The 12328-nt window shown below is 43.3% G+C and carries 11 protein-coding genes; 3 read left to right on the top strand and 8 right to left on the bottom strand.

Annotated features, from left to right (window positions below; translation table 11 throughout):
• Positions 1-102: 102 nt before the first annotated feature.
• From AC5EUN_RS09235 to AC5EUN_RS09255, 5 genes are all read right to left on the bottom strand, one after another.
• Positions 103-747: an RluA family pseudouridine synthase gene (locus AC5EUN_RS09235; protein WP_010326546.1), complete on the bottom strand. Its 645-nt coding sequence runs from the start codon at positions 745-747 to the stop codon at positions 103-105.
• 173 nt (positions 748-920) lie between these two features.
• Positions 921-2036: an ABC transporter permease gene (locus AC5EUN_RS09240; RefSeq protein WP_029575002.1), complete on the bottom strand. Its 1116-nt coding sequence runs from the start codon at positions 2034-2036 to the stop codon at positions 921-923.
• 19 nt (positions 2037-2055) lie between these two features.
• Complete coding sequence (locus AC5EUN_RS09245) at positions 2056-3186, bottom strand: ABC transporter permease (protein WP_058952063.1); 1131 nt, start codon at positions 3184-3186, stop codon at positions 2056-2058.
• 10 nt (positions 3187-3196) lie between these two features.
• Positions 3197-5014, bottom strand: a complete 1818-nt coding sequence (locus AC5EUN_RS09250; RefSeq protein ID WP_010326543.1) for an ATP-binding cassette domain-containing protein — start codon at positions 5012-5014, stop codon at positions 3197-3199.
• A gap of 11 nt (positions 5015-5025) precedes the next feature.
• Entirely contained in the window at positions 5026-6048 is a 1023-nt protein-coding gene (locus AC5EUN_RS09255; protein WP_010326542.1) for an HlyD family secretion protein, read from the bottom strand.
• 110 nt (positions 6049-6158) lie between these two features.
• Between AC5EUN_RS09255 and AC5EUN_RS09260 the strand changes: the two genes are divergently transcribed.
• The gene (locus tag AC5EUN_RS09260) at positions 6159-6794 is read left to right on the top strand and encodes a TetR/AcrR family transcriptional regulator (RefSeq protein WP_004693547.1); all 636 of its coding nucleotides are present in this window, start codon (positions 6159-6161) and stop codon (positions 6792-6794) included.
• Here the strand turns inward: AC5EUN_RS09260 and AC5EUN_RS09265 are convergent.
• Together AC5EUN_RS09265 and AC5EUN_RS09270 are read right to left on the bottom strand one after the other, a co-directional pair.
• The gene (locus AC5EUN_RS09265) at positions 6785-8539 is read right to left on the bottom strand and encodes an amidohydrolase (RefSeq protein ID WP_279731834.1); all 1755 of its coding nucleotides are present in this window, start codon (positions 8537-8539) and stop codon (positions 6785-6787) included. The genes AC5EUN_RS09260 and AC5EUN_RS09265 overlap by 10 nt on opposite strands.
• 153 nt (positions 8540-8692) lie before the next feature.
• Positions 8693-9577, bottom strand: a complete 885-nt coding sequence (locus tag AC5EUN_RS09270; protein WP_078389689.1) for a LysR family transcriptional regulator — start codon at positions 9575-9577, stop codon at positions 8693-8695.
• Between the two features lie 108 nt (positions 9578-9685).
• Between AC5EUN_RS09270 and AC5EUN_RS09275 the strand changes: the two genes are divergently transcribed.
• The gene (locus tag AC5EUN_RS09275; RefSeq protein ID WP_183176150.1) at positions 9686-10261 is read left to right on the top strand and encodes a chromate transporter; all 576 of its coding nucleotides are present in this window, start codon (positions 9686-9688) and stop codon (positions 10259-10261) included.
• A complete protein-coding gene (locus tag AC5EUN_RS09280) occupies positions 10258-10773 on the top strand; it encodes a chromate transporter (protein WP_148826244.1) in 516 nt (171 codons plus the stop codon). Before AC5EUN_RS09275 ends, AC5EUN_RS09280 begins: the two co-directional genes overlap by 4 nt.
• 147 nt (positions 10774-10920) lie before the next feature.
• On the opposite strand, the gene AC5EUN_RS09285 is transcribed toward AC5EUN_RS09280, so the two are convergent.
• Positions 10921-12318: an efflux transporter outer membrane subunit gene (locus AC5EUN_RS09285; protein WP_279731828.1), complete on the bottom strand. Its 1398-nt coding sequence runs from the start codon at positions 12316-12318 to the stop codon at positions 10921-10923.
• Between the last annotated feature and the right edge of the window lie 10 nt (positions 12319-12328).

Consider the following 12328-nt stretch of genomic DNA (forward strand, 5'->3'; position numbering starts at 1 on the left):
TCAAACATTGTTTGATATTTGAGCAAAATTATACACCTTTAAGCAATATATTTTGACATAAAGCTCACTAAAAAAGTGAGCAAATTTGATGATTCCACGTACTTAAAATGGTACTGGACAAATAAATTCGATACGTTCATTGGTTTGGGGATGATGAAAACTCAAACGCTCTGCGTGTAAACACAAACGCGGCATCAAATCTTGCTGGTCAGGCGCAGCATAGAGCGTATCTCCCACGATAGGATGACCTAAAAACTGCATATGTACACGAAGTTGATGTGAACGCCCTGTAATGGGGGTGAGCGCCACACGAGTCACGGGCTGACCCTGTATTTCAAAATGTTCAATGGCTTTCCACTCCGTCAAAGCAGGCTTGTTATGACTGGGCTCTGCAATATGTAACGGTGGACGGGATGGATCATAAATCACAGGCACATCAACAGTGCCCTGACCATCTAAATGACCAGCCACAATCGCTTGATATGTTTTATCGGTTTGACGTTCTTGAAACTGACGAGAAATGGATTTTTGCCCCCAACGGCTGAGACCAAAAACCAAGATACCTGAGGTATCGCGATCAAGACGGTGGATCAGTAGTGTTTTAGGTTCTAGTTTGACTAAACGATTGATCATACAATCTTGTAAGTCTTCTGTCTTCCCCGGAACGGTGAGTATACCTGCAGGCTTATGGATGACCATAAAGTCTTCATCTCGATGAATCAGGTGTTCGGTTAGAAAATTACTCAAGGTTCCATTCCAAGCTGATCGCGAAAACAAGCGGGCAATAATAAAAAGCTTAAGCCAGAAATACAATGCAAAAATCGTTTTTTTTAATCATGAACCGATATTGATTGCATTATTTAACGTCAAATGCCTGATCACAGTCTGTATCGATAAGCGATACATAAAGATACACTCTATTATGACAAACGATTTCGAAATAACCACGCAGCCAAAGGCAAAGTAATTATGGCTAATATCAACATCGGTACAAAGTCCCATTTCACTTGCGCAAAACTCGCACCTTCCAAATACACCCGTTGTACCAAGTCTATGCCAAAGCGTAGCGGGTTGGCATAAGTCAGCCAATTCAACACTTTTGGCATATTTTGTACAGGAGTTAGTAAACCAGATAAAAGTGTCAAAGGCATGATCAAAAAGAAAGTATACAGCATGGCTTGTTGCATATTCAGTGCAATTGCTGAAATCGACAGTCCCACACCCACAACGGCAATATTAAAGGCAAATAATCCAAAATAAAGTAAGGTCAAGGAGCCATTCATCGGGATCTGAAACCAGAACAGAATAATCGCTAAAATAATGGAAGATTGAATAACTCCAATAATAATCGGCGGAATGGCCTTACCAATCATAATCTGCGTCGGGGTATAGGGTGTAACTAAGAGCTGATCAAAAGTCCCTTGTTCACGCTCGCGTGCTACTGAAAGTGCCGAAAGTAACAGTGTCTGCATCATACTTAAAGTTGCAATCAGAGATGGCATGATGCCCCATCTCGACTCGACATTCGGGTTATACCATGTCCGCGCTTGTACCGTAATCGCTAAGCTAGTTCCCAATCGTTCTTGATTGACCTGCCCCACCACACTACTGATGTAGGAGCCCGCCATACTTGCAGTCGATGAGTTTCTCCCATCTAGAATCACTTGAATCGGCGAAGACTCTTGATTATTTAGCTTATCCTCAAAATCAGCAGGAATGGTGATGACCGCCAAGGCTGTTCGATCATTAATCACCTGTTGGATTTGTTGATTATTTTGCAAATCTGCTGTTCGTTTAAAAATTCCTGAACCATCTAAATGCGCTAAAACTTGTTGTGAGCTTTGGCTTCGGCTTTGATCCAGCACGGCATAATCAACATGATTCACATCATAACTTGCGGCATAACCAAACAAGACCGCTTGGATAAATACAGGCGCGATTAAGGTCACCCGATTGGCTGGATCGACTAAAATAGCTAAAAACTCTTTTCGAATCAGTACCCAAAGATAACGAAACCAGCGCATTAACGTTGCCATAACACCATTTTTCCTTTCGTTAGCCCAAGCGCTTTTTCAGTGTACGCGCGGTCATTGCTGTGAATAGCACGATATAAATCAATAAAATGCCACACTCTTTGAGCCACAAAGACCAATCATCACCACCGAGTAATAGAGTTTTAATCAAAGTCATATAGTGCGTTGCAGGTAAAACATTGCTGACGATTTGCACAATTAGCGGTAGGTTTCGTGTGTCGAACACAAAACCTGAAAGCATCAAAGCGGGCATGAAGCTGGCAAGCAGTGCCATCTGACTGGCTTGAAACTGACTTTTTGATAGGCCTGAAATCATCAGCCCCAACAGTAACGACACCATTAAATATAAAAAAGAAGCGCTCATGACAGAGAGCAGTGATGCGCGAATGGGTACATCAAACAGAACATGTGCTGCAACTAAGCACATCACAATATCAATCATCCCAATCACGATATAGGGCGCCAGTTTTGAAAGTACAATTTCTAGAGGACGTACGGGCGTAACATATAATGCTTCTAAAGTGCCACGCTCGCGCTCACGTGCAATCAGCAAACCTGTTAAAAATGCTCCGACCAAGCTCAAAATCAAGACAATTAAACCCGGTACTAAAAACCACGTACTATTTGCGGACTCGTTAAACCACATACGTTGTTCAACCGTGATGACGCTACCCACCGAAGCTGCATTTGTTCGGTCTGCTTGTATCAAACTGGCGGTATTGAGCGCACTGGTAATATAGCCCTGCAAGGCCGAAGCAATACTGGTCGAACGGCCATTGGTAATGACCTGAACAACACCCTCTCCATTTGTATATTGCTCCGCAAAGTTGCTGGGTATATTGACGATGGCATCAATTTCAGCCTTGCCTATTGCGGCTTCAGCTTGGCTAAAGCTTGGATAGTGCTTGACGGTAATGTATTTAGAGCCGTTTAAGCCACTCATCAGTTGCTGACTCTGTGGCGTGGGCTGTTGCTCCACAACCCCAACTCGTCCGTTGGTTAAGTCGAAAGACAGCCCATAACCAAACAGCAAAATTAAAATAATCGGTAGAATGAAACCGATCGCCATACTACTTTTATCACGAAGCAGCTGTTTGGATTCTTTACGTGTCAAGGCAAACAGTCGTGTCCAGAAAGCTGAGAAATGATTCATCTGACGCTCCTCAGTGAGCCTGCATGTCCGCACGGGACTGTTCAACGATGGCAATAAAAGCGCTATTCATATCGTTTACACCCTCTAATTGTGCCATCCCACGAATCTGTTGAGGTGTGCCAATCGCCAACAATTTCCCTGCATCTTGAATCGCAATCCGATCACAATATTCAGCTTCTTCCATAAAGTGTGTGGTCACAATAATGGTTATGCCTTGGTTCGCTAGCTCTCCAATGGTGTACCAAAAAGAGCGCCTTGCTAACGGATCAATACCACTGGTCGGTTCATCTAAAAATACAATTTCAGGCTGATGTAACAGTGCTGCTGCCATCGACAAACGCAGTTTAAAACCATTTGGTAGATCACCGCTTTTTGCGTATGGCTTAAGTTCAAATTGGAGCAACGCTTTATCAATTTGCTGCTTTAACTGTTTGCCCGATAAGCCATAAGCGCCACCAAAGAATTTTAAATTATCCAACACGCTCAAATTGCCATACAGGGCAAACTTCTGCGATACATAACCAATTTTTGCCCTTGCCTGCGCACGAGCTGTACGTAAATTCATGCCTGCCACTTCCAACACACCACTGCTGGCGGGCAGTAAGCCACAGAGCATACGAAACGTCGTGGTCTTACCTGCACCATTAGGGCCAAGTAAACCAAAAATTTCGCCTCGATACACATCAAACGAGGTACTGGCCACGGCGGTAAAATCACCAAAGGTGCGTACCAAATCCTTCACCACAATCACAGGTTTTTCAAGCTGCTGTTTTACACTCTGCTCTGTTTTCACTTGTGGTGGATCAGAGTTTTCTATCAAAGTTATTGAAGGGTCTAAAGCTAAATTTTCCTGTGCCAATACCATTTTTTGAGTATGCTTCGCCACATGTAAAAGCAACATAAATGCATCTTCTAATTCTGCTGGCCTCTGTTCCGCAACAAGGCCTTTGGGTAACAGATCTGTAGGAAGTGTTGAGCTTTCAGTTCGCGTAATAAAACGCACTACATCTCCTTTGGGCACTGTATCGGCAATATAATATTGATTATCAAGTAAATGTGCTTGTAACACCCGCGCCTTCATGTCAGGTCTGGGTTTTACTTGCCATGTTTGTCCCTGTGCCTGAGCCGTCAGCTCGTCGGGTGTACCTTGCTTTAAGACTTGCCCATCCAACATGACATAAACCTGATGACAGCGCTCAGCTTCATCCATATACGCCGTACTGAGAATGACACTCAGGCTCTCCTCCCTCACCAATTGTTCAATGATGATCCACAAATCACGGCGTGAGAGTGGATCGACACCGACACTTGGCTCATCCAACAGCAATAGTTCAGGTGAACGGACTAAAGTGCAGACCAAACCTAACTTCTGCTTCATACCCCCAGAGAGTTTTCCTGCGGGACGTTCAGTAAAGCGCGCCAAGTCGGTAATCTTGAGCAAACGTGCAAAACGCTCCTTGCGAACGTCCATTGGCACGCCATGCAAATCCGCATACAAGTCTAAATTTTCTTGAATACTGAGGTCTTCATACAAACCAAACTTTTGCGGCATGTAGCTGATACGATCTTGCACAAATTGCGGGTCTTTGGCGACATCCATTCCTAAGACTTTTAAGCTTCCAGTAGTTGGCTCATATAAACCTGCGATCAATCTTAAAAATGTAGTTTTACCTGCACCATCAGGCCCAACCAAAGCCGTCAATTGTCCTGTTTTGATCTGCATATTTATGCCTTGCAAAGCCTGCACATCATCCAAACCTTTTTGTTCTGCTTTAAAGGTTTTGTTTAAATCCGTGGCAATCACAATGCTCTCTACTGACATCGACATATTCCCCTGCCTTAAGGATTGTTCGTGGCCATTGGGCGAGATGATTTGGCTATGTTCACCGTCACAGGTTGTCCCATCTTCAGTTGGTCATTCGGGTCATCGACATAAATACGGACTTCATAAACCAAAGTCGTGCGAATATCTTCGGTCTGTACCGTTTTCGGGGTAAATTCCGCGACAGATGAGATATAACCAATTTTTCCTGTGATGGGCTGATTCGGTTGTGAGTCACGAATAACTTGTGCTGCTGCGCCCATGTTGATATGCCCAAGATCCATTTCATTGGCATAAACACGCACCCATTTAGGATGGATCAGGGCAATGGTATAGACGGACTTGTTTGAAGTCGTCATGTCACCAACTTCTTGTAAACGTGCACGAATTACGCCATTCACAGGTGCTTGCAGCTGACTTTGTGTAATTTGATAATCAATCAAATCAAGATTGGCTTTGGTCGATTCATATTGTGCTTTAGCCGCTTCACGATCTTCTGCGCGTGCACCTTTCAAAAGTAGCTCTAGGTTGGCTTTTGTTTCACCTACGGCCGCTTCCGCCATTTTCATATTGCTTTTTGCAGCATCAACCTCTTGCTTACTCACCGCTTGACCCGCAGTACTCCGATTCAAGACATTTAAACGTTGGTATTGTTTATCGGCATTTTCAAATTGGGCTTGGGCAGACTGTACTTTCGCTTTCGCTTGGGTAATCTCTTCAGGTCGATTGCCCGCAGCTTGTTCATTTAAGGTTTGCTGTTGAACTTGTAACTGCGCTTGGGCTTGCTGTGCTTGTATAGTCAGCGAGTCAGTATTCAGTTCTGCAAGAACCTGACCTTTTTGAACGCGATCACCTTCTTGAACAGCCAAGCTTTGAATACGCCCAGCCGTTTCAAATGCAAGCGAGACTTGTCGAATATCAACATTGCCATATAGCACCAGATGATCGGGATCGGCTTTGTCTCGACTGAACCACAACAATGCAGCCGCTACAGCAATGAGCAACACCCCAACCAGCAGTATGAACTTACTTTTGTTCATGCACACCAAACCTTCGCTTAGTTTTAATACAAGTTTAAATTTAATTTAAACTATAACAATTCAGTTAAGAAAGATATACTTCAAGTCTAAATTTTGATGCAGAGTAAATAATGTCTAGAGCTGGACGTAGCGATGGTGATTTAACCAAATCGAAAATTTTGGATGCTGCTGGCCGCCTAATTGCTCAGGATGGTTTTGCAAAAACCACGAGTAAAGCTATTGCCAAGCTGGCCGAAGTCGATTTAGCTGCCATTAACTATCACTTCGATGGTCGTGATGGCTTATATCGTGCCGTACTTGCCGAAGCACATACACATTATATTGATGAACAAGAACTCTTGACCTTGCTTAACAGCTCTAAAACGCCCACTGAAAAACTGGAAGCTTTTTTTGAAAGCCTGATCGGTAAACTGGTTGAAACCGATGTCTGGCACAGCAAAGTGTTTGTTCGCGAACTTTTTTCACCGACTACCCACCTATACACGTTTATGCAAAATGATGGTGCGCGAAAGTTTCTTTTGGTTAAAAAAATTATTAGCCAAGTTTCAGGTATCGATGAAAATCATCCTGCACTTTTGCCTTGTGTACTCAGCACCGTCGCGCCTTGTATGATGCTGATTTTGGCAGATGCAAATGGTCCAAGCCCTCTTAAAAATGTCTCCAAGCTTGAACCTGCACTTTTAGTCAAACATCTCATGACCTTTTCAGTCGCAGGTTTACAAGCCGCTAAACAACTTTATCTTTGATAAACCAACTGTCCTTGCTTATAAGTTGCAAGGACTTTGATATCTTTGATTTTAGACGGATCAATTGTGATTGGATTGTCACTTAAAATAACAAAGTCACCGTATTTCCCTGTACTTAAAGTGCCTTTAATATCTTCTTCAAAATACTGATATGCAGCCCAGTCCGTCATCGTTTTAAGTGCGATATACGGGCTGACTTTTTGTGCCTCACCCAAAACTTTGCCTGTTCGCGTGGTGCGATTAACCGTTGCATCCAACACCATCATGCTTTTCGGTGGGATAACAGGAGCATCGTGATGCTCGGTGAAAATCATGCCTTTTCTTAAGGCTGAACCTGTTGGTGAGATGTGTTCAGCACGCTTTTCACCTAAGGTTTGTGCCACATGCCAATCCCCCCAGTAGTAGGTATGCAAAGAAAAGAAGGATGGAATCAAATGAAGCTGCTTTGCTCGATCCAGTTGATCCTCTCGCATAGTTTGCGCATGAATAATGACATCTCGTCGCTGTGAGGCATCATATTTCTTTTGCGCATTGGCAATCACATTGAGGTATTGATCAATCGCAGCATCACCATTGGCATGTGCCAAAATGGGCCAATGCTGCCTGAAAGCCAAATCAATCATGTGCTGGACTGTTTTTTGCTCTGGAAATGCAGGATAGCCACGATAGTTCCTATCTTTCCCTTCAGGCGGAACCACATAGGGTTCAGTTAACCATGCTGTTTTACCTTGGGGTGAACCATCTAAGCTAATTTTCACGCCACCAATTCTAAAGTGATTGACATAGTTTTTGCTTACTCCTTTTTCGAGCATATACGCCTGTTCTGAACTGATATCAGGATAAGAGACGACATCGATGGCTAATTTGTTTTGATTAGCCAAACTGCGCCAAAGTTCTGAAGTACCACGATCAGCTCGTCCTTCTTGTACCGTGGTATAACCATTTTTCATATAGGTCTGTACCTCAGTCAACGCCATCTGCTGCATCATTTCAGGTGGGACCGTTTTAAAAGCCTGTAACATGGCTTCAATCACAACACTTTCTTCCAGTACACCATTTGGAATATTGGTCCCGACTACGCGTCGAATCACACCACCACTGGGGTTGCTACTTTTTTCATTAATGCCTAACAACTCTAGCGCTTTGTGATTCACAGAGGCCAAATGTCCAGACTGATGCAAAATCAGCACAGGTTGAGCCGTTGAAATCTGATCTAAATCTGTGGCTGTCGGATGGGTTTTCTCTTGTAGCTGGGTATCATCATAACCATTGCCAATAATCCAACCAGAAGTCGCTTGGACAAAAGTTGGATTTTGCTTAGCCCACGCCTTCATTTCTTGGATAAGTGTGGCAATACTCACCACCTTGCCATCTGGCGGCGGATATAAATTTGCCACAGTTTGCTGCATACCGACAGAGTTTAAATGACTATGGGCATCAATGATGCCTGGGATGACGGTATTGTTATTTAAGTTTAAGCGTTTCGCCTGTGGCGCAAGCTTTTCAGCCTCAGACAATGGGCCTGTATAACGGATCTTTCCATCTTGAATTATCATGGCATCGACATAGCTGGGCTGCATGCCTTGCATGGTTAAAATGTGGCCACCATAGACCAATAAGGCATTTTGCGCCTGTTGTTGTGTGTTTGAAGCGGTGCCAGACGGGCTGGTTGTACAACCACTCATCATTACCACAGTGGAAGAAAGTAGAGCCGTGAGTGCAAAAGAAACCTTATTAAAAAGCATGGGTTAAACACCTCATATTGCTAAATATTATATTTTGCTCCATACGAGCATTCGTTATAGGTATAAAACTTTAAATACAACACATTATCACTATACCTTAGCACTTTAAGCCGGCTCTTGTCAGGCAGAATAAGGTGCTCAATATTCAACAGATTATTGCAATAACTTTAAGATGTGTTGCAAACGGACATTGTCTATATTTTCTTTATACACTGCATAAATCGGCGCAATACATGGGTTATTGGCCTTAAGCGTTTTATAAACAATCTGCTTATTCCAAAAGTCACGAATGGCCTCAGGAACGATGGATAAACCAATCCCTGCAGCAATCAAGTTTAAACTCGAGGTTAAACGTGGCGCTTCTTGTACAATTTTGGGACTAAATCCAGCTTGGTAACAACTGGCCAAAATATTATCGAATAAATCTTGTCCAGCTAAACGTCGGTATAACACAAAATCATGCGGTTCAAGATCCAGCAAGTGAATCGGTTCGGCTTGTTCAGCCAAAGGATGATTGTTGGGTAAAGCCACAATGAGCGGTTCATCTAATACATGTAGACTGGTTAAACCAAGGCCAATCGGTGCAGGTTTGCGCAAGAACACAATGTCATTTTTTTCATTACTAATGGAGTCTATCAGCGAGCTACTGCCATCTTCTTCCAGATGAATTGAAACACGTGGAAAAGTTTCCCGAAAGTTACGCAGCAAAGCCGGTAAAAAAGGATGTAAGCCAACCGAGTTGGTAAAGCCAATATTAATCTGACCTTCGACCCCCAAAGAAATATCCTGCACACGTTTAGGAATTAACTGTGCATGCGCCAATATCGCAAGGGCTTCTTTGTACAAAACCTTGCCCGCTTCTGTTACCTCGACACCACGCGGCAAACGCTTTAACAGCTGAGCATTCAGCTCTTCTTCCAAACTTTTTATAATCCGTGTCAACGGTGGTTGTTGCATATTCAAGCGAACAGCAGCATGCGAAATATTACTTTCTTCTACCACTGCAACAAATGCTCTGAGTTTATGAATATCGATCATGTCTGCCCCATCAAACATACTTTTTCAGTATATATAACGTCAAAAATAGCATTTTTCAACATATCTCTACAGGTTCATACTGGGCACATTCCACAAAAGGCGAAAGACATGAACACTGAAGTGCTCCCTGCTGAACAAATAACCCATCCAACTTCACGGGAATTATTTGCAGGCTTTATGAAGCTGGGACTCATGGGCTTTGGTGGCGTATTGCCACTTGCACATCAAATGGTTGTAGAAGACCAAAAATGGCTCAACACAGAAGAGTTCACGCACTTATTGGGTGTCTGTCAAATTCTCCCCGGTGGAAACATCATTAATATGGCTGTTGCGATTGGTTATGAGTTTCAGGGTGCTAAAGGTGCTATTAGTGCTGTTCTCGGGTTGATTTTTGCACCGACGGTGATCGTGATTTTGCTGTATCAGCTCTATACCCAATTTCAAAGTATCCCCGTGATTCAGCACATGATACAAGGACTAGCAGCAGCGGCAGCAGGTTTACTATTTGCGATGGGGTTAAAAATGTTGAAACCCATTCTGAAAAGTTACCTCACGATCTTTACCATTGCGCTGACCATCGTCTTTATGCTGATCATTAAAATTCCCTTGGCATTAACGTTACTGATTTTAGTGAGCATCAATGTCGCAGTCTTAAACTTGAAAAAAAGAGGAAAAAACGCATGATTTTAATCACCCTAGCCATCGTTTTTACCCAACTTTCTATACTGGCATTTGGTGGCGGCAATGCCATTTTGCCTGAAATGCAGCATCAAGTGGTTGAGGTGCATCGCTGGCTCACTGCCACAGAGTTCAGCACCATGTTTGCCATGGCTCAAGCGGCACCGGGCCCCAATATGATGATTGTACCTTTGGTCGGCTGGCATGTGGCTGGACCTGCTGGACTGTTCGTGACTTCATTGGCGAAGTTTGGGCCCTCTTCTGTACTGACTATATTTGCACTCAAGTTTTGGAATCAGTTTAAGGATCACCCGCTACGTAGCATGTTTGAAAAAGCACTGAAACCGATTACCGTTGGCTTGGTTTTGGTCAGTGCATATATTATTGCCGCTGCATCTGCTCAGAACTGGTTACTTATCGCGATCGTTATCGTTGCAACTGGCTTAAGCTTAGTGAAAAAAATTCATCCACTGTGGGTCATGCTCTTTGGAGCAATGTCAGGCGCACTATTTTTATAAACAGTCTGTTCATTATAGTCAGTATCTAATAACACATACTTTCCATTCCATTGTTACTTTCAAATAAACAGTATAAGCCTTATATCTGAAAACCAAGAGCTAAGGCTTAGCCGTTTGAGCCAATAACCATGTGAAAAAACTAAGGCGTTAGGAAATATTTCCACCCAAAGCAGTCATTAATTGCGCTGTATTTTTTAATTGGATTTGTTGCAACTCTAATGTGCTCTGTTCAGCTTGCAGTCTTAAATTCTGCGCCGTGACCACTTCCAAATAACTGACTAAACCTGCGTTATAACGTCGCAACACCACTTGTTCATTTTCTTTGCTCAGTTGTAGTAACTGAACTTGCTCCAGTTGTTGTTGTTTCAAACTTGAAGTTTGCATTAAAGCATCATCAACTTCCTTCCAGCCCGTAAGTACGGCTTGCTTATAGGCTGCTAATTTTTCATCATAACTTGCCTGCGCATGGGCAATTTCAGCTTGACGTTTTCCACCATCAAAAATAACCGAAGCTGCTTCTAGTCCCGTAGACCATAAATATGCAGGGGCTTGGAACAGTTGACCCAACACTTGACTATTTAAACTCGCATTAAGACCAATACTCATATCTGGCAACCAAGCCGTTTGTGCTAAACCCAACTGTGCATGTGTACTCGCAAGCTCCCGCTCTGCACGAATCACATCGGGACGTTGCATGAGTAAGCGACTGGGTAACTGTGCAGGTACAGTAGGAATACTCAAACCTTGCTGTCGTTTCACCAGTTGAAACTGGGCCACACTTTTACCTTGCAAGACCGCCAACACATTTTCCTGTAAATTGCGTTCACGCTGCGTTTCGATTTGCTGTATTTGCACTTGTTTCAACTGTGTTTCTGCCTGTATTACATCTGCCCGCGCAATCATCCCTGCTGTATATTGGTTTTTTAAAATTTGTACTGAACGTAGGTAACTTTTTTGGGTTTGCTGCAATACATCAAGTTGCGCATCCAAAACACGAATGTTCCAATAGGCCTCGGTCGCCAATAACTGTTGATTTAATTTCACTGCGGCTAAGTCCGCCTGCACTGCTTCTAAATTTGCCTGTTGTCCCTCTATCGCTTTCGCTACACGCCCCCAGACATCGGGAATCCAGCTGGCCTGAACCCCTGTGCTAAACTGACTGTTTGGAGAGGTATGCTTTGCGCCATTACGGTTGGCAGCACCTTCTAAGCTTAGACTGACAGAACGACTGGCTTTTTGCTGCTCAAGTAAAGCATTGGCTAGTCTATAACGTGCCTCGGCCTGTTTCAAATTTAAGTTTTCTGCACTTAACTGTTGCAACAGTTGGCTTAAAACAGGGTCTTGATAAATATTCCACCATGCGACTATCGCGCCTTTTAAGCCTACTGTTTCTGTCCAATTAAGCGCAGCATATTTATATTGCTCATCCGCGTGAATCAGCGGTGTTTTATATTCGGGAGGATGTACAACCGCCGTAGAACTACATGCAGTCAACAACAACACACAGCTTAGGCTTAAGACATTTTTATAAACCAAATCTGACATTCTATTTTCC

The organism is Acinetobacter sp. CAU_H_S170_2, from assembly GCF_058890445.1.